We start from the raw sequence: 17,453 nt of genomic DNA, 5'->3' as shown, positions 1-17,453 counted from the left end.
AGAGTTATGAGCTACTGGCGAGGTATAATACACAAATATAAGGAGTTTTTACCTGTAAACGAGAAAACACCTATAATAACACTGTGTGAAGGAAATACTCCCTTAGTCTATGCAGAGAACTTAGCAAGGGCTATAGGCTTTAAAGGGGGCATATTTCTCAAATACGAAGGTCTGAACCCTACGGGCTCTTTCAAAGACAGGGGTATGACAGTAGCCATATCCAAGGCGGTGGAGGCAGGAAAGAGAGCGGTAATATGTGCCTCAACGGGCAATACCTCCGCTTCTGCGGCCGCTTATGCGGCAAAGGCTGGTCTCAGAGCCTTTGTCCTTCTTCCGAAGGGTGCTGTAGCCCTGGGTAAGCTCTCACAGGCGGTCATATACGGTGCAAAGGTGATAGCTATTCAAGGAAACTTTGACGATGCCTTGTATATTGTAAGAAAAATAGGAGAGCTAATGCCTGTGGAGATAGTGAACTCGGTAAACCCCTATAGGATAGAGGGACAGAAAACGGGAGCCTTTGAGATATGTGATGCTCTTGGCAAGGCACCAGATTATCATTTTATTCCCGTGGGTAATGCAGGAAATATAACCGCTTACTGGAAGGGATATAAGGAATATTACCAAGTGGGTAAGATAGACAACCTTCCTAAGATGATGGGTTGGCAGGCGGAAGGCTCTGCTCCCATAGTAAAAGGCTACCCCATAAAGAACCCACAGACAATAGCTACTGCCATAAGGATTGGCAATCCCTACAGCTGGCAACCCGCCCTTCAAGCAGTGCATGAGTCTGGCGGATTAATAGATGCGGTAAGCGATGATGAAATACTCTATGCATACAAGCTAACCGCCTCAACAGAAGGCATATTCTGCGAACCTGCATCTGCCGCGTCTGTCGCAGGACTTATAAAACTCACCAGAGAAGGCTTTTTTAAGGGTGGAGAAACGGTAGTATGCACCCTCACGGGAAACGGCTTAAAGGACCCAGATACTGCTATGAGGGTATGCGAAGAGCCCATAACACTTCCACCAGATGTGGATAAAGTAGTAGGAGTTATAAGTCTGTGAAGGTCATAAAACTCACAAGGAGCAATCTTGATAAAGTGGCTGATGCCCTTGAAGAGGGTAAGATAGTTTGCTTTCCCACAGATACCATCTATGGACTTTTGGTAAAAGCCAATGACAGTTCCGCTATAGAAAGACTATACTCCATAAGAAGACCTTCTAATAGACCCTTTTTGATGCTTATAGATGGTACGTATTGGCTTAAGGACCTTGGAGTTATCTATAGACCTATCCATGAAAGGCTTATGAACATCTTTAATGCCACATTTATTTTCTACAAAAAGAATACCTTTCCACTATATCTTACGCGTGGTAGAAAAAGCCTTGCGGTAAGGATACCTCCCTTTGATAGTCACGTTTATGAGCTTCTTGAATATTTAAAGGCACCTGTGGTAGCACCTAGTGCAAACCCAGAGGGTCAAAAGCCAGCCACAACGATAAAGGAAGCAATGGATTACTTTGGCAATAGTGTTGACCTTTATGTGGATGGTGGTGTAAGAAAGGGCAAACCCTCAACCATAGTAAGAGCTCTATACCCCAAAGGTCTTAGGCTCGTAAGAGAAGGCAACATACCCTTTAAAAAAATACTTCAAGCCTATAGGGAGCTAAGGGCTACCTTTTCCGCCTTGCCTGAAGACGCTCTTTTAGAGTCTTCCTCTTTGGACCCTTTTGACCCTGATCTGCCTTTCCCTCCACTCCGCTAAAGACTGCCATACTTAGGAGCTTATCTCTTTCCTGCTCTTCCCTTTTGAGCTCTTCTTCCACTTCTTCTTGAGTTCTTACCTGCATGTGCAAGATGTCCGATATGGTCCTTGCTCTAAACCTTGAAAGCATATCCTCAAAGAGGTAAAAGGCTTCCTTTTTGTATTCCACCAAGGGGTCCTTTGAGGCGTAGCCCCTAAGGTATATGCTCTCTCTAAGCCTGTCCATAGTATGCAGATGCTCTCTCCATAGGTGGTCAAGGTTTGAGAGCATAACTATTTTAACAAGCTCCCAAAAGACCCCTTCACCAAGCTCTTCCTTTCTTAAGTTTATCACCTCAAGCACCTTTTGAGATAGGTTCTCTATGAGCTCCTCTTTGTCTCTGGCTGGAGGGACTTCTATTTCCCTGCCTAAAAGCTCTTTGAAATAATCCCTTAAAGGTTCAAGTTCCCAAAGCTCTGGCTCTTCCTCCTTAATGAGCTCTTCCACCTTTTGGGCTACAAGGTCGTAGATAAACTCCCGTAGATATTCCTCAAGACCTTTGGACTCAAGAAGGTCCCTTCTCATGGAGTAGACAGTGAGCCTCTGTGTGTTCATCACCATATCATACTCAAGGAGCCTCTTTCTTATCTGGAAGTTCTGGGCTTCTACCCTCTTTTGTGCGTTTTGTATAGCCTTGGTAACCATACCGCTCTCTATTGGCTCTCCTTCTGGGATTTTGAGTATTTCCATGAGTTTCTTTACCCTATCACCACCGAAAATCCTCATTAGGTCATCTTCCAGAGATAACACAAAGCGAGACTCTCCTGGGTCTCCTTGTCTTCCTGCCCTACCTCTTAGCTGGTTGTCTATCCGCCTTGATTCGTGCCTTTCTGTGCCAATAACGAGCAGGCCTCCAAGCTCAACTACCTTCTTTTTCTCTTCTTCCGTTATCTTGTATGCCTTTTCTAAGGCTTCCTTCCATTCCTCCTCCGTTGCCTCCTCCACCGCCTTGCCCTTAGACCTTAATATTTCCCTTGCAAGGTATTCAGGGTTTCCACCAAGAAGGATATCTGTTCCCCTTCCTGCCATGTTGGTGGATATGGTTACCGCACCAAGCCTTCCAGCCTGAGCTATTATCTCTGCTTCCTTCTCATGCTGTTTAGCATTTAAAACATTGTGTGGTATCTTCTCTTTCTGCAAAAGTCTTGAGAGATGCTCCGAGTCTTCTATGGAGACTGTTCCCACCAATATGGGTCTACCCTTCTCATGTTCCTGCTTTATGATATCCACAACTGATTGCCACTTTTCTCCCTTTGTCTTGTATACCAAATCCGCATGGTCTTTTCTTCTCATGGGTCTATGAGTTGGGACAACAACCACCTCAAGACCGTATATTTCCTTAAACTCAAGGGCTTCTGTCTCTGCAGTTCCCGTCATACCAGAGAGCTTTTTGTAGAGCTTAAAGTAGTTTTGGAATGTTATGCTTGCAAGAGTTTGGTTTTCCCTCTGTATGGGAACACCCTCCTTTACCTCTATAGCCTGATGCAGACCATCGCTCCACCTTCTGCCGGGCAAAACCCTTCCAGTAAACTCATCCACTATGAGAACTTCCTTATCTCTCACTATATAGTGCACATCCTTCTTGAAAAGCGTATGAGCTCTAAGTGCCTGATTTACCGCATGCAGTAGGTCTATATTCCTTATATCGTAAAGGTTTTCCACGCCAAGAAGCTCCTCTATTTTGCCTATACCCTGCTCTGTGAGCTGGACAGTTCTATTTTTCTCGTCTACTGTAAAATCCTCGTCTTTTGTGAGCTTTCTCACCACCTCATCCGCCTTGTAATACACAGATGTATCCATCTCCGCAGGACCTGAGATGATAAGAGGAGTTCTCGCCTCATCTATGAGTATGGAGTCCACCTCGTCCACTATGGCAAAGTTGTGCCCCTTTACCTGCACTATCTCCTCAAGAGAAAAAGCCATATTGTCTCTAAGATAGTCAAAGCCAAATTCATTGTTAGTGCCATAGGTTATACTGCACTCATAGGCTTGTCTTCTTGTGCAAGAGGTTAGCTTAGTATAAAAGGCTTTCTTTGCTTGAACGTTTATTAGGTCTGATGGCAAAGTTTCCTCAAAATAGCCCTTTGGCCAAACCCTCCAGTCTTCCTCAATAGCCCTATGTGCCAGCTCTGGGTCTGCCCATTCTACTCTGTAGGAGCTATAGTCAGAGTTTATAACACCCACATCAAGACCAAGAAAAAGATATAGCCCACCCATCCATTGAGCGTCCCTTCTGGCAAGGTAGTCATTGACGGTGACCACATGAACTCCTTCCCCAGTCATGGCGTTGACCACTGTGGCAGAAGTAGCCACTAAGGTTTTACCCTCGCCTGTTTTCATCTCTGCTATCTTACCCTCATGAAGCACAAGCCCACCTATGAGCTGAACATCAAAAAATCTGAGCCCAAGCGCCCTTTTGCCCGCCTCCCTTACAAGAGCAAAGGCAAGCTCCACCTCTGGAGTTATTCCGCCTTTTATTATTTTCTGCTTTAGCTCTTCATCCTGAAGTATCTTCTGTCTTAGGTCTTGTGCCATAAGCCTTATCTCTTTGTTTGAAAGTTGATCAAGTTCTCTTTCCTTTTGTGTTATCCTTTGAACTACCTTTCTTAGCCTCTTGACTTCTCTCTCGCTTTTGGTGCCAAGTAGCTTTTTAACAAGCCAGTCTATCATGGTATTAAAATTATAATGCTTTAGTTCTGTGTGTGGTGCTCTTGAGTATGCTGAAGTGGTGATTGTGGTGGACTTTGGTTTGTTGAGGGTTGAGGGTTAGTATTCTCTGTTGTGTCTGGTTTTTTATAGCATTCTTCTAATGCAAGGCACATGAATTGATTGGCAAACCTCATATGGTATATTGATAACAAAAAAGATATAAAAGCTGTGAAGATTTCAACAAGTAATAAAGTCTCTATAGGATAACCCACTGTAAAACCCAAAAATGATATAAAAATAATAAAAGTGAATAAAGCAGAGGATGTAAGTATTAGCTTTTCTATGTGCTTTACTAAAAACAGTGGTTCAATATTTTCTGGAGCCTTCATAGATTCTATACTTATATAACAAATTTTAAGGAGTCTATATGCGAACAATCTATATAATAGCATAAAAAGTTTAGATAACAAGTTAATAAACACGTTCGCTAAAATTAGTATTGGTAATAAAATATAAACTACAACAAAAAGCATCACCATGAAAAAAATACATAGAGTTCCTTTATAATAAAGGAAATTGCAGTTGATGGAATTAATACAGAAGAGCATATATACATACTCAAAGAAACACCAGAAAAAGCCTTTGCCAATGCAAAATGAATTTCAGAAACCCCTAAGGCAAATTTTGGTTTTTCATCAACCATAGGTCTAAGGAGAGTTGTAGATAGTTTCCATCCTATATCTTCATCCACATAAAGCTCTCTATTGTATAGGCCTTTATCTAATCCTCTTTCGTATAATCCGAGAATAAAAATCATTCCAATCCAGCTTATAAACTCGCCAACGAAAATGGAAACAACTAAAAATGCTATAATGTTTTCATTAAAAAACTTTAAAGTTCTGTTTAAAGCTGACTTTAAATCCTCCTACTTCAAAGTGGGATCGCCTCTGTTGTCTTGATTTGTGTTTTTAGTATCGTTTATGTTTTGATTGCTACCTTTTCTCTCCTCATTATTCGTTTGGGTTGATTGAACATGAATATTTAGACTATGATAATACCTCTCTGCAACACTAACATTAAAAATAAAAACCAATATAGTTATAAGCCCTACCGCTATGCTTACCAAAATCCTATACAGCTCTATCTTTAGCAAGTTTTCAGACATAAATCCAAATCCCCCACAAGATTACCTTAATTATTATACAACCCACTCAACCCTCAACTACAGCACGAACCTTTCCTTCCCCTCCACCAAAGGTAAAACAAGGAGACCACCAACAAAAATAGTGCTAAGTATTCCATATCACACTTCCTATCCTGTATGCAAAGAAACCAAAGAGCCAGCCTAAGAGTAGACTATATGTGAGAAATGCAAGTGCAAAACCTTTTCCTGCCTCCCTCCACATTACCGCCACTGTTCCCAGACAGGAAGTGTATAGCAGTAAAAATACCATAAAAGCCAGAGCGGATGCTGGTGAGATACTTTGTGCTATTAAACTTCTTAAGCTATCGCTTCCTTCTTCCTCTACTTCAAAGGCGGTTGGCACTGGCTTAAAGACATTTACCACAGCCTCCTTTAAGGCATTACCAAAGCCAATAGCTTGCTCCTTTAGAGCCTCAGAAAAAACAAAAGGCTCTTCTTCCTTTTCTACCTCCGCAGTGTATATGGTTCCCATAGAACTTAGCACTATCTCTCTGGCAAGAAAGGCTGGTATAAGAGAGGTTGATATCCTCCAGTCTTCAAGACCTAAAGGTTTAAAGATGGGAGATATGGCTTTCCCTATCTGTCCCGCAATGCTTTCAGAAGGGTTTTTGACACCCGGTGGTAGGTTAAGCAAAAGCCATATGAAAACCGATGCTGCAAATATTAGGGTGCCAGCCCTGTATAGAAAATCCCTTACATAAACCCATACAACTCTGAAAAGAAGTCTCAGCGTGGGAAGCCTGTAAGGGGGCAATTCCATGACGAAGTGATAGAGAGCTCCTCCGTATAGAGTTTTTCTTAGAAGGAAGGCAGTCAAAAATGCAACGAAAATGCCTAAGAGATAAAGGGAAAATATCACAACCGCAGGGTTTTTGAAAAAGAGCACCGCAAAAAAGGAAAAAACCACAAGCCTTGCAGGACAACTCATAAAGGGTATCATGGCTATGACGAGAAACTTATCTCTCTTTGTTTCCAACGCCCTTGTGGCAACTATGGCAGGCACATTACATCCAAAGCCAAGAAGAAGAGGAACAAGGCTCTTGCCGTGTAGACCAAGCCTATGCATAAACCTGTCCATAAGAAAGGCGACCCTTGGAAGATACCCAGAAAATTCCATTAGAGCCAGCAAAAAGTATATAACCGCAATAAGAGGAACAAAGGTCAAAACAAAGCCCACACCGCCTATCAAGGCTTCTGCGAAGAGCCTTTGAACCCAATCACTAACACCAAGAAGGGACAGACCTTCTGAAATAATTGGAGCGATAAAACCATTTACAAACCCCTCTACCCACTCCATAAAAGGTGCAGAAAAGTCAAAGGAGAACTTAAAGAGCAAGAACATTAACAAAAAGAATATGGGTATGCCAAAGATAGGGTGCAATAAAGCCTTATCAAGGGAATCTGTTATATCTCTTGCGGTTAGAGGCTTTCTTTCTGCCACCTCCCTATACAGACCATGGGCTTTTGCATATCTCTCATCCTTAACGATATCTTGAAACTCTTTACCCATAATCCTCTTTATGGATTCTCTGAGCTCCCTAAATTCTTCTAAGCTGAGGAGTTTTCTTATAAGCTCCGCCTTGGTTTCATTCTCTCTTTCTCTTACCTTTTCAAGAAGGTCTTCCAACTCCTTACTGTATCTTAAGGGTTTCGGTTTTTCCTTAAGGTTAAAAACTTCCACTATGTTTGGAAGTAAAGCCCTTACACCCTCACCAGTCCTTCCGTTGGTTCTGAGCACTCTTACACCGAGCAGTTCAGAAAGCCAGCGGTCGTTGACCTCTACTCCCAATTTCCGAGCCTCATCTGTCATGTTTAGGACTATAATGAGGGGTATTTCATGTTCAAGAAGTTCTATGGTTAAGAGCAGGTCCCTTTCCATATTGGGTGTTTCTATGATATTGAGTATCAAGTCTGGTTTTTCCTGCGTTACATAGTTGTATGCAACCCACTCATCCTCCGATATGGGCTCAAGGGTGTATATACCCGGAAGGTCTACGAGGTTTATCTCGTAGTCCCAAAACCTTACCTTCCCTTCCCTCTTTTCAACGGTTACTCCAGGCCAGTTACCCACCTTGAGGTTTGTTCCCGCAAGATGGTTAAGAAGGCTTGTCTTTCCTACGTTAGGATTGCCTGCAAGGGCTACCTTTATAATTTTCATTGAACTTCTATGCCCTTTGCGAGGTCTCTACTTATGATTATGCGTGAGTTATCTACCTTAAGGAGCAGGTTTCTCCCTACCCTTTGCACAAGGGACACCCTTCTGCCACTCCTAAGACCCATAGCCCTTACCTTCTCCAATACTTCTTCCTTGCCGTTGAGACTAAGGATTACCACTTCCTGCCCAGGTTTGACCTCTTCAAGGTTCATGCCAGACCTCCAAGAAAAAATTTAGAAATTAATATACAATCCCAAAATTGAATTGTCAAGAGTAATCAACAATTGGCAGAAACCTTACAAAGGTAATCTTTCTTACAAGGAATTGTCATATCCTCCAATAGCTCATAAAAACATCAAAAGCCTTGAAGCACAAGGTCTATCTTTACTCTCCCTTCAGTTGGCACAAATATTGCATGTATAGAGGGTGAGAAACCTTTAAAGGAGGTAAAGACATGAGACAGATAGCCATTTATGGAAAGGGTGGAATAGGAAAGTCCACCACCACACAAAACACGGTTGCCGCCCTCGCAGAGGCTGGCAGGAAGTGTTTCATAGTTGGGTGTGACCCAAAAGCTGATTCCACAAGGCTAATACTCCATGTTAAGGCACAGGCGACAGTCATGCACCTTGCGGCAGAGAGAGGTTCAGTAGAGGACCTAGACCTGGATGAGGTCATGCTCGTGGGTTATGGAAATATAAAGTGTGTTGAGTCTGGCGGTCCAGAGCCGGGTGTAGGATGTGCAGGTAGGGGTGTTATAACAGCCATCAACTTTCTTGAAGAGAACGGAGCCTTTGATGATGATTTGGATTATGTCTTCTACGATGTTCTTGGTGACGTGGTATGTGGTGGCTTCGCCATGCCCATAAGAGAGGGTAAGGCTCAGGAGATATACATAGTCACTTCTGGAGAGATGATGGCTATGTATGCTGCTAACAACATCTCAAAGGGCATTCTAAAATACGCTCATAGCGGTGGTGTTAGACTTGGTGGTCTTATATGCAACAGCAGAAAGGTTGATAACGAGAGGGAACTCATAGAGGCTCTTGCGGAGAAGCTTGGCACACAGATGATGCACTTCCTACCAAGAAACAATATCGTCCAAGAGGCTGAGTTGAGAAGGCAGACGGTTATAGAGTATGCACCAGACCATCCAATGGCGGATGAATATAGAACCCTTGCCAAAAAGATAGAGGAAAACAGAAAACTTAGCATTCCAACTCCCTTAAATATGGACGAGCTTGAACAGTTGCTGGTTGACTATGGCATCATGAAACCAGAAGAAGTAGCTCCATAAGGAGGTTTTATCATGGGTATAATCGTAGATAAGGAAACCGCACTAAAGTTTATAGAAGAGGTGTTGAGTGCCTATCCCTCAAAGGCTAAAAAGGATAGGCAAAAGCATGTAGTTGTAACTGAGCCGGGGGACGCCAAGTGTGCTCCCAAATCCAACATCAAAACCAGACCCGGCGTTATGACCGTTAGAGGCTGTGCCTATGCTGGTTCAAAGGGCGTGGTGTGGGGTCCTATCAAGGATATGATACATATATCCCACGGGCCCGTGGGCTGTGGATACTACTCAAGGGCTGGTCGCAGAAACTACTACATAGGAACAACGGGTGTTGATACCTTTGTGACACCACACTTTACTACGGACTTTCAAGAAAGGGATATAGTCTTCGGCGGCGATAAAAAGCTCACGAAAGCCATACAGGAACTAAATGAGTTGTTTCCTCTTGTAAAGGGAATTACAATACAATCTGAATGTCCAATAGGTCTCATAGGGGACGATATAGAGGCTGTAGCAAGACAGACCGCAAAGGAAATCGGTAAATTAGTTGTCCCAGTAAGATGTGAAGGTTTTAGAGGCGTTTCTCAGTCCTTAGGACACCATATAGCCAACGACTCCATGAGAGACTGGATTTACGAGAAAAAGGTTGAGGGACAGAAGATAGAACCATCTCCCTATGATGTGGCTATATGGGGTGACTACAACATAGGTGGTGATGCTTGGGCTTCTAGAAAAATACTCGAAGCCATGGGGTTAAGGGTGGTTACCCAATGGTCAGGCGACGGAACATTAAGCGAGGTGGCAAACGCTGTAAAGGTCAAATATCTCTTGGTGCACTGCTATAGATCATCCAACTATCTTGCGAGGTATTTTGAGGAGAAGTTTGGAATACCTTGGGTAGAGTACAACTTCTTTGGACCAACCCAGATCTTTGAATCTATGAGAAAGATAGCAAGCCTATTTGATGACAAGATAAAAGAAAGAACGGAGGAGCTTATAGAGAAGGAATATAAGCCAAGGCTTGACAGGGTAATAGAGAAATACAGACCAAGGTTGGAGGGCAAAACGGTTATCCTCTATGTGGGCGGACTAAGACCAAGGCATATCATAACAGCCTTTGAGGACCTGGGGATGAACGTGGTAGCCACAGGATACGAATTTGCTCACCAGGATGACTACGATAGAACCCTCCACTACATAGACAAAAACGCAACCATAGTGGTTGACGATGCCACAGCCTATGAGATAGAAGAGCTCACGAGAAAGCTCAAGCCAGACCTTGTAGCCTCTGGCATAAAGGAAAAGTATCAGTCCCAGAAGATGGGAGTGCCCTTCAGACAGATGCACAGCTGGGATTACAGCGGACCCTATCACGGCATAGAGGGCTTTGAGATATTTGCGAGGGATATGGATATGGCTGTAAACGGCGGTGTATGGAAACTTATAAAGGCTCCTTGGGAGCAGTAAGGAGGTAATAGCTATGGGTATACATCATGAACTAAACATAAAAGACCATCTTGAGTGTTTTAGGAACGATGAGTTTGCCCAGATGATAAAGAACAAAAGGGAAAACTTTGAGAACTGGGTAGGAGAGGATAAGGTAAAAGAGGTTGCGGAGTGGACTAAGAGCTGGGAATACAGAGAGCTCAACTTTAAAAGGGAAGCGATTTCAATAAATCCCGCCAAAGCCTGCCAGCCTCTTGGGGCGCTCTTCTGCGCCCTTGGTTTTGAAAAGACCCTGCCCTTTTCTCATGGTTCTCAGGGTTGTGTGGCTTACTTCAGAACACATATGGCAAGGCACTTTAAGGAACCAGTGCCTATGGTATCCACTTCCATGACAGAAGATGCGGCGGTCTTTGGAGGTTTAAGCAATATGAACGAGGGTTTGCAGAACGCCATAGCACTATACAGACCTAAGATGATAGCGGTAAGCACCACATGCATGGCGGAAGTTATAGGAGATGACCTCAACGGCTTTATAAGGGTTACAAAGGAAAAGGGGCTTATACCAGAAGACTTTCCAGTACCCTTTGCCCATACACCATCCTTTGTTGGTTCTCATATCACAGGATACGATAATCAGCTAAAGGGCATCCTAGAGTATATGACAAACTACTTTGATAAATACGGCGTGGACAACATAGACAAGTATGACTCAGAGAGCGGAGAGTTCTACCAGAATGGTGGACTGCTCGCTTGGCTTGAAGAGAAAAAGGAGGCACAGCCATGAGCACTTTAAACCTTATACTTGGATTTCATACTTACTTGGAAGATTTTAGGGAAACCAAAAGGATAATAAAAGAGTTTGGTGAAGAATGCATAATACTCTCCGACCCTTCGGACAACTTAGACTCTGGGCTTACAGGAGAGTATAAACTCTACTACGGTGGAACTCCCATAAAGGACATATACAGGGCTAAGTTTTCCCTTGCTACCATAAGTTTTCAGAAATACTCTACTCAGAAGACGAGGGAATACATAGAAAACGCATGGAAACAACCCGCCTATATAGTAAGACCCTACGGCGTGCAGGGGACGGATGAATTTTTACAGCTCATCTCCAAGCTAACTGGCAAACCAGTGCCAGAAAGCCTCTCCGTAGAAAGGCAGAAACTCCTTGACGCCATGGCGGACTCCTATTATTGGATACACGGCAAGAGGTTTGCCCTCTGGGGTGACCCAGACTTCGTCTATGGCATCACCTCCTTTCTGTTAGAGCTTGGTGCGGAGCCAGTGCACATATTATGCACTAACGCTGGAGAGGAATGGGCAAACGAGATAAAAGAGCTATGTGCAAAATATGACAATGGTAAATATGCACAAGTCTTTCCTGGCAAAGACCTTTGGCATATGAGAAGCCTTCTGTTTACAGAACCCGTGGATTACATGATAGGAACTTCCTATGGAAAATTCCTATGGAGAGACACAAAAACACCACTCATAAGGATAGGGTATCCCATCTTTGACAGACACCATCTACATAGATACGGGATACTCTTTTACAAGGGTGCTATAAACCTGCTTACTTGGATAGTAAACACCATACTTGACGAGACAGACAGAAACACCATAGAAATAGCCAAAACCGACTACAGCTTTGACCTTATAAGGTAGAGCCATGGTTGAGGAGCTGAAAAAATACACACGTTGCGGACTTATAAGGGAGCTAAGTTATAAAAGGAGAGAAAGTATAATCTCGGAAGGCTCAAGTGAAGAGGGTATATATGTGCTCGAAGATGGTGCGGTTGAGCTATACACCTTTGTAAAATCCAAAAGGAACGTGTTGGACCTTCTGCTACCGGGCGATGTGTTTGGTGTTATCTCTAATAGCACCTATAAAACAAGTTACGGAGCTAGGGCTATAACAGCGTCAAAGGTGCTCCACACAAGCATGGACGGGCTTAAAAAACTGGGAGAGACTGAGCCAGGGCTTATCCTTGAGCTCTTCTCCTCCCTTCTTGACAGGCAGGCTTACCTATACAGAGTTTTTACCCTTCTTTCTGCCACAAGGGCAACGGATAGAATAAGAAACCTTCTGCAGTTGTTGGATAAAAACTTAGAAGAAAGAAACATAAAACTCACCGTAAACAAATTTCAGATATCCAGCATGGCTGGGCTCAGTTATGAGCATACGGTAAGGTGTATGAGCGGTTTAAAAACTTTGGAAAGTAGGAGGTTAAGGATATGGTAGCGGAAAGGGGAGAAGAGATCCTTAAAGAGATAGTAAATCAGATAAGAGCCTACGACACCTACGGAACATGGGAAAAAAAGAGCGACCATGACATCCTGAACCATCTTTTCCTAACAAAGTCTGAGAAACAAGCTTCTCTTTCTCTTATGGGACACTGCGAGGTGGACCCAAAGGCTCTGCTTAAACTACATGCCTACTTCAAAGCTATAGGTGCTCTCATAGAAAAGTCTTCTGGTCTTTTAACCTCTGTGGTCATAAACCTTGATGAGGAAGGTAACGGCATTGTGCTTATATACTCGGGACGCCTTATCCTTGTCAACAAAAGCATAAGGGATGCCAACAAGTTTCGCTTTAAATCCCTTGATGAAATGGCTTTGCAGGCACAAAAGTTTATAGATAAGGCTTTAGAGCTTGTTGAAAAATACATCGAGGTGGCAAACATATGACTTCCTTTTCCTGGTTTGAAGCTCCAGAACATGTAAAGGCGAACTTACAAAGGGCTGTAGAGAGCTGGGAGGACACAGAAAAGTCAAGCCAGTATGTGTTAAAAGCCCTTGAGGAAGACAGGGACAACCTGAATGTGCTTGTTTCTGCATATAGGTTTTTCTTTTATAGACAAAACTACTCTATGGCTATTCAGGTAGCTCTAAAAATTATGGATATGCTTCGTTCAAAGAGGAACATACCCGAGGAAAAAAGGGAAATGTTAGCCTACCTAAGGTCTAACCTTGAGGATTACGATATAAGGCTTTTCATAAATGCTTACTCCGCATACGCCTTTATGCTTATGAGGCTTGGTTCCTTAGAAAAGGCTACAGAGATACTAAGCCTCCTTAAGGAGATAGATGAGAAGGGCGAGTTTGGTATTTCCACAATGTTAGGACTTATAGAGGTAAGGGAAGATGATAACCTTTAAGCCTCGTAGCTTTTCAAAAGAGAACATGTTTTCCGCAGTTGAAGCCATGAGCTACCCTTATGCCTTTTCAGGACTAAAAAGGCGAGAGCTGGAAGACTTCTTCTGTGAATATACGAAAAGAAGATACGCGCTTGCAGTTAGAGACCTGATACTGCCACTTCTAACCCTTTTAAAGTATGCAGGTGTAAGTAATGGCTCAAAGGTGTTAATCTCTCCCCTATCCTTTCACAAACATTTTTCCCCTTACCTAAGGCTCATAGGTGCTTGCCCCCTTTATCCTGACGCTGAAAGGTGGTTTTTAAACATTGACACAAAAAGGCTTTCTAATGTTATGTCTGAGGACATAAAAGTTATCATAGGCAGTAATTCCTTGGGAAACCCCATGGACTGGGACGCTCTCAGGGAGTTGGTCAACGGCAAAGGTATCCTATTGATAGAGGATTCAAGAGAGACACTATTCAGCGAGTATAAGGGAAAACCAGCAGGCTCTTTTGGGCATGTTTCTTTCCTTGAGTTTTCAGAGAGCTCCGTGTTGATGGGATACGGTGGCATAGTTTTGACCGACGATAGACTTATTTATGAAAGACTAAAGGAGGATTCACCCCCACTGGATGATATTATGTCCTCCGTAATATTCTCTCAGGTCAAACAACTTGACGATACTATTGCGATTAGAGGAGATTTAGCCAATCTATATTCTCGCTATCTGCTTGCCATAGAAGGGATAAAGGCTCAATATCCTCCCAAGTATGTAACAAAGATGTGCTGGTCTTACTTTTCTGTGCATTTTGGTAAGAGATACTCAAAGGATGCGAGAGGGCTCATTAAGAACCTTATGTATGACGATGGAATAGAGGTCTTGGAGTATCCCATATCTCAGGACATGCTGGAAGGCAAACCGCTCGAGCATCTCCATATAGCCCACGAGGTGAGCACAAGAGCCCTCCTTTTACCTTTACATCAGGATATGGAAGAGGATGATGTGTATTTTGTGTGTGAAAGATTGAAGGAACACGCAGTCCAAATAGGTGCAGGCAGTGTGGACCATTAAAGGAGGTGTGCCATGAAAAGGCTTGAAGAATTCTTCTTTGAACCTAATTGTGGACATAATAAGCTAAAGAGCGAGAAGGAAAAGAAACAGGGCTGTTCAAAACCAAAGCCAGGCGGTGCATCTGGCGGATGTGCCTTTGATGGTGCACAGATAGCGTTAGTTCCCATTTCGGATGCCCTGCACCTCGTTCATGGACCTATTCCTTGTGCAGGAAACAGCTGGGACAACAGAGGGACGCGTTCCTCCTTTTCTACCAACTACAGAATTGGGCTTACTACGGATATGAGCGAGATGGATGTGGTGCATGGGGGTGAAAAGAAACTATACAGAGCTATAAAAGAGGTGGTAGAAAGGTATAAACCTTCTGCGGTTTTTGTATATCAGACCTGCGTGCCTGCTATGATAGGCGATGATGTTGTGAGCGTATGTAAGAAGGCTTCTGAGGATTTGGGTGTGCCTATTATACCAGTGGAATCTCCCGGGTTTGTGGGTAGTAAGAACCTCGGCAATAAACTTGCGGGTGATGCCCTTTTTAGATATGTAATAGGAACTCAAGAGCCAGAATACACCACAGACTATGATGTGAACCTACTGGGTGAATACAACATAGCGGGGGAGCTTTGGCAGGTAAAACCTCTGTTTAAAGAGCTTGGTATAAGGATACTTGCCTGTATAAGCGGGGATGTTACCTACAGGCAGGTTGCCTGTGCTCACAGGGCAAGGGTTAACATGGTTGTGTGTTCAAAAACCATGCTGAACCTCGCAAGAAAGATGGAGGAAAAGTATGGAATACCCTACTTTGAAGGCTCCTTTTATGGTATAAAGGACACCAGCGATGCCCTTAGAAACTTTGCAAGATTGCTTGGTAGTGAGGAACTCATAGAGAGAACTGAGAGGTTAATAGAAAGAGAGGAAAAGAGGATAAAAGAAAAGCTACAGCCCTACATAGAAAAGTTGAGAGGGAAAAGGGTTCTTATAAACACTGGTGGGGTAAAGAGTTGGTCAATGGTTTCTCAGGTTCAGGAGCTTGGTATGGTGGTAGTAGGAACCAGTGGCAAAAAAAGCACCTCAGGGGACAAGGAAAGGATGATAGAGCTACTTGGAGATGAAGGCAAAATAGTGGATGACCCTAATCCAAAAGAGCTGGTTCGTATGTTTAAGGAGTATGATGTAGACCTCCTAATGGCGGGGGGTCGGAGTAAGTTTGTAGCACTCAAAGAAGGTATCCCCTTCCTGGATACAAACCAAGAGAGGATAAAGCCCTATGCAGGCTATGATGGTATGCTCATCCTTGCACAGGAGCTTGTAAGAACCCTTTACAGCCCCGTGTTCAAACTTTACAGGAGGAAGGCACCATGGCAGAGCTTATAAGGTCTTCGAAGGCTTGTTCTGTCTATCCTCTAAAAATGAGCCAACCACTTGGTGCTGTGTATGCGATTCTGGGTGTTAAAAATTCCATGCCCATAATGCACGGCTCTCAAGGATGTGCAGCCTTTGCCAAGACCTTTCTAACAAGGCACTTTTGGGAGAACATACCCATGCAAACCACTGCACTTTCAGAGATAGTCACCATTATGGGTGGCGACGAAAACCTGCATACAGCCCTCAAAAATGTCATAGAAAAGAATAAACCAGAGTTTGTTGGCGTTGTTTCCACCGGTGTAAGCGAAACGAGAGGAGATGACACTGAGGGTTCTATAAAGATGTTTAGAGAACTCTACGATGAGTATTCTCATACAAAGATAGTCTTTGTTTCCACACCCGACTACGTGGGCTCCTTCCACGAGGGCTATTCAAAGGCGGTTAGCTCTATCCTAAGAAGCCTCCTACGAGCTCCAATGAAGAAAAGCCCAAATCAAATAAACCTTCTAATCAGTTATTCCATGACCGCAAAGGATATAGACGCTATAGAAGAGCTTATAAAGAGCTTTGGTTTCAAGCCGGTTATATTCCCAGATATGCGCAGTTTGGACGGGCAGGCTAAAGCATTTTCCAGCATAACAAAATATGGAACTGATATAAGAGACATAGAAATGATGCCAGCCTCTACTATAACCATAGCCATAGGTGAGAGCGTAAGGGAAGCAGGGGAGTATTTGGAAAAGAAGTTTATGATACCCATGTTTTATTACGATAGCCTTATAGGTCTGGAAAACTTTGACAGTCTCATAAGCCTGCTTATAAACCTCAGCGGGAAGGAGCCACCAGAGTCGGTTAAAAGATGGAGAGATAGGCTTTTAGATGCCATGGTGGACAGCCACTTTTATCTAACTGGTAAAAAGGTAGTGGTGGCTGGTGAGCCTGATTTTCTCTGGGGTATGGCTAACTTCCTCACTAAAGAGATGGGCGCGGAGGTTCCCCTAATTGTAAGCCCCACATACGCTGATGGTTTGGAGAATCTGCCAGTAGGTAAGGTTATCATTGGAGACCTTGAAGATATACTCTTACATATAGATGGCTCGGATATAGACTTACTTATAGGAAATACAAACCTAAGGCATATTGCCAAGGAGATAAAAGCTCCACATTACAGGGTTGGAATTCCTATTTTTGATAGACTTGGACACTTTTTAAAGGGCTATATAGGCTATGAAGGCACTGCAAACCTTGTCTTTGAACTTGCTAATCTACTCATGGAAAGGGATGAAGAAGCATCTTATCATATTCCTGAGCACATAAAAAGGAGGTGA

General features: G+C 43.3%; 18 protein-coding genes. 12 read left to right on the top strand and 6 right to left on the bottom strand.

Going from position 1 to position 17,453, the window contains the following annotated elements:
• The first annotated feature begins 6 nt into the window (after window positions 1-6).
• Window positions 7-1,065, top strand: a complete 1,059-nt coding sequence (gene thrC, locus IAE16_RS06635) for a threonine synthase (RefSeq protein WP_323699992.1) — start codon at window positions 7-9, stop codon at window positions 1,063-1,065.
• The gene (locus tag IAE16_RS06630) at window positions 1,062-1,766 is read left to right on the top strand and encodes an L-threonylcarbamoyladenylate synthase (RefSeq protein WP_323699991.1); all 705 of its coding nucleotides are present in this window, start codon (window positions 1,062-1,064) and stop codon (window positions 1,764-1,766) included. Before thrC ends, IAE16_RS06630 begins: the two co-directional genes overlap by 4 nt.
• Here the strand turns inward: IAE16_RS06630 and secA are convergent.
• From secA to IAE16_RS06600, 6 genes are all read right to left on the bottom strand, one after another.
• The gene (secA, locus tag IAE16_RS06625) at window positions 1,675-4,476 is read right to left on the bottom strand and encodes a preprotein translocase subunit SecA (RefSeq protein WP_323699990.1); all 2,802 of its coding nucleotides are present in this window, start codon (window positions 4,474-4,476) and stop codon (window positions 1,675-1,677) included. The genes IAE16_RS06630 and secA overlap by 92 nt on opposite strands.
• A 20-nt stretch (window positions 4,477-4,496) precedes the next feature.
• Window positions 4,497-4,844 carry a hypothetical protein gene (locus IAE16_RS06620; protein WP_323699989.1) on the bottom strand — a complete coding sequence of 116 codons (348 nt, stop codon included), beginning with the start codon at window positions 4,842-4,844 and terminating at the stop codon, window positions 4,497-4,499.
• Between the two features lie 143 nt (window positions 4,845-4,987).
• Window positions 4,988-5,272 (bottom strand): hypothetical protein, encoded by a 285-nt coding sequence (locus tag IAE16_RS06615; RefSeq protein ID WP_323699988.1) that lies wholly within the window; start codon window positions 5,270-5,272, stop codon window positions 4,988-4,990.
• A gap of 108 nt (window positions 5,273-5,380) precedes the next feature.
• A complete protein-coding gene (locus IAE16_RS06610; RefSeq protein WP_323699987.1) occupies window positions 5,381-5,620 on the bottom strand; it encodes a hypothetical protein in 240 nt (79 codons plus the stop codon).
• Window positions 5,621-5,744: 124 nt separating this feature from the next.
• On the bottom strand, window positions 5,745-7,817 hold the full coding sequence (gene feoB / locus IAE16_RS06605; protein ID WP_323699986.1) for a ferrous iron transport protein B: 2,073 nt from the start codon (window positions 7,815-7,817) through the stop codon (window positions 5,745-5,747).
• Window positions 7,814-8,026: a FeoA family protein gene (locus IAE16_RS06600; RefSeq protein ID WP_323699985.1), complete on the bottom strand. Its 213-nt coding sequence runs from the start codon at window positions 8,024-8,026 to the stop codon at window positions 7,814-7,816. Before IAE16_RS06600 ends, feoB begins: the two co-directional genes overlap by 4 nt.
• A gap of 242 nt (window positions 8,027-8,268) precedes the next feature.
• Between IAE16_RS06600 and nifH the strand changes: the two genes are divergently transcribed.
• The 10 genes from nifH to nifN are packed head-to-tail and all read left to right on the top strand — an operon-like array spanning window position 8,269 to window position 17,453.
• Entirely contained in the window at window positions 8,269-9,111 is an 843-nt protein-coding gene (nifH, locus tag IAE16_RS06595) for a nitrogenase iron protein (RefSeq protein WP_323699984.1), read from the top strand.
• 12 nt (window positions 9,112-9,123) lie between these two features.
• The gene (gene nifD, locus IAE16_RS06590; RefSeq protein WP_323699983.1) at window positions 9,124-10,572 is read left to right on the top strand and encodes a nitrogenase molybdenum-iron protein alpha chain; all 1,449 of its coding nucleotides are present in this window, start codon (window positions 9,124-9,126) and stop codon (window positions 10,570-10,572) included.
• Window positions 10,573-10,585: 13 nt separating this feature from the next.
• Window positions 10,586-11,335 carry a DUF3364 domain-containing protein gene (locus IAE16_RS09765; RefSeq protein ID WP_323699982.1) on the top strand — a complete coding sequence of 250 codons (750 nt, stop codon included), beginning with the start codon at window positions 10,586-10,588 and terminating at the stop codon, window positions 11,333-11,335.
• Window positions 11,332-12,219, top strand: coding sequence for a nitrogenase component 1 (locus tag IAE16_RS09760; protein WP_323699981.1), 888 nt, complete (start codon window positions 11,332-11,334; stop codon window positions 12,217-12,219). The genes IAE16_RS09765 and IAE16_RS09760 overlap by 4 nt, the downstream gene beginning before the upstream one ends.
• A 4-nt stretch (window positions 12,220-12,223) precedes the next feature.
• A complete protein-coding gene (locus tag IAE16_RS06575; RefSeq protein WP_323699980.1) occupies window positions 12,224-12,796 on the top strand; it encodes a Crp/Fnr family transcriptional regulator in 573 nt (190 codons plus the stop codon).
• Window positions 12,790-13,242: a NifX-associated nitrogen fixation protein gene (locus IAE16_RS06570; protein ID WP_323699979.1), complete on the top strand. Its 453-nt coding sequence runs from the start codon at window positions 12,790-12,792 to the stop codon at window positions 13,240-13,242. The genes IAE16_RS06575 and IAE16_RS06570 overlap by 7 nt, the downstream gene beginning before the upstream one ends.
• Window positions 13,239-13,712, top strand: coding sequence for a hypothetical protein (locus IAE16_RS06565; RefSeq protein WP_323699978.1), 474 nt, complete (start codon window positions 13,239-13,241; stop codon window positions 13,710-13,712). Before IAE16_RS06570 ends, IAE16_RS06565 begins: the two co-directional genes overlap by 4 nt.
• On the top strand, window positions 13,699-14,763 hold the full coding sequence (locus IAE16_RS06560; protein WP_323699977.1) for a DegT/DnrJ/EryC1/StrS family aminotransferase: 1,065 nt from the start codon (window positions 13,699-13,701) through the stop codon (window positions 14,761-14,763). The genes IAE16_RS06565 and IAE16_RS06560 overlap by 14 nt, the downstream gene beginning before the upstream one ends.
• 12 nt (window positions 14,764-14,775) lie before the next feature.
• Entirely contained in the window at window positions 14,776-16,134 is a 1,359-nt protein-coding gene (gene nifE, locus IAE16_RS06555) for a nitrogenase iron-molybdenum cofactor biosynthesis protein NifE (RefSeq protein WP_323699976.1), read from the top strand.
• Window positions 16,119-17,453: a nitrogenase iron-molybdenum cofactor biosynthesis protein NifN gene (gene nifN, locus IAE16_RS06550; protein ID WP_323699975.1), complete on the top strand. Its 1,335-nt coding sequence runs from the start codon at window positions 16,119-16,121 to the stop codon at window positions 17,451-17,453. The genes nifE and nifN overlap by 16 nt, the downstream gene beginning before the upstream one ends.

This window comes from Hydrogenobacter sp. T-2 (assembly GCF_033971325.1).
In the GTDB taxonomy this organism is placed as follows: domain Bacteria; phylum Aquificota; class Aquificia; order Aquificales; family Aquificaceae; genus Pampinifervens; species Pampinifervens diazotrophicum.
The sequence above is the reverse complement of the archived record's forward strand: the minus strand, read 5'-3'. Positions and strand labels throughout refer to the sequence as shown.

Bases quoted from the DNA above. Each gene is read 5' to 3' on its own strand.
- nifN (WP_323699975.1), top strand. From the start codon at position 16,119: ATGGCAGAGCTTATAAGGTCTTCGAAGGCTTGTTCTGTCTATCCTCTA.
- thrC (WP_323699992.1), top strand. From the start codon at position 7: ATGAGCTACTGGCGAGGTATAATACACAAATATAAGGAGTTTTTACCT.
- IAE16_RS06560 (WP_323699977.1), top strand. From the start codon at position 13,699: ATGATAACCTTTAAGCCTCGTAGCTTTTCAAAAGAGAACATGTTTTCC.
- nifE (WP_323699976.1), top strand. From the start codon at position 14,776: ATGAAAAGGCTTGAAGAATTCTTCTTTGAACCTAATTGTGGACATAAT.
- IAE16_RS06600 (WP_323699985.1), bottom strand. From the start codon at position 8,026: ATGAACCTTGAAGAGGTCAAACCTGGGCAGGAAGTGGTAATCCTTAGT.
- secA (WP_323699990.1), bottom strand. From the start codon at position 4,476: ATGATAGACTGGCTTGTTAAAAAGCTACTTGGCACCAAAAGCGAGAGA.
- IAE16_RS09765 (WP_323699982.1), top strand. From the start codon at position 10,586: ATGGGTATACATCATGAACTAAACATAAAAGACCATCTTGAGTGTTTT.
- IAE16_RS06610 (WP_323699987.1), bottom strand. From the start codon at position 5,620: ATGTCTGAAAACTTGCTAAAGATAGAGCTGTATAGGATTTTGGTAAGC.
- nifH (WP_323699984.1), top strand. From the start codon at position 8,269: ATGAGACAGATAGCCATTTATGGAAAGGGTGGAATAGGAAAGTCCACC.
- feoB (WP_323699986.1), bottom strand. From the start codon at position 7,817: ATGAAAATTATAAAGGTAGCCCTTGCAGGCAATCCTAACGTAGGAAAG.
- IAE16_RS06620 (WP_323699989.1), bottom strand. From the start codon at position 4,844: ATGAAGGCTCCAGAAAATATTGAACCACTGTTTTTAGTAAAGCACATA.
- IAE16_RS06570 (WP_323699979.1), top strand. From the start codon at position 12,790: ATGGTAGCGGAAAGGGGAGAAGAGATCCTTAAAGAGATAGTAAATCAG.
- IAE16_RS06615 (WP_323699988.1), bottom strand. From the start codon at position 5,272: ATGATTTTTATTCTCGGATTATACGAAAGAGGATTAGATAAAGGCCTA.
- IAE16_RS09760 (WP_323699981.1), top strand. From the start codon at position 11,332: ATGAGCACTTTAAACCTTATACTTGGATTTCATACTTACTTGGAAGAT.
- IAE16_RS06565 (WP_323699978.1), top strand. From the start codon at position 13,239: ATGACTTCCTTTTCCTGGTTTGAAGCTCCAGAACATGTAAAGGCGAAC.
- nifD (WP_323699983.1), top strand. From the start codon at position 9,124: ATGGGTATAATCGTAGATAAGGAAACCGCACTAAAGTTTATAGAAGAG.
- IAE16_RS06575 (WP_323699980.1), top strand. From the start codon at position 12,224: ATGGTTGAGGAGCTGAAAAAATACACACGTTGCGGACTTATAAGGGAG.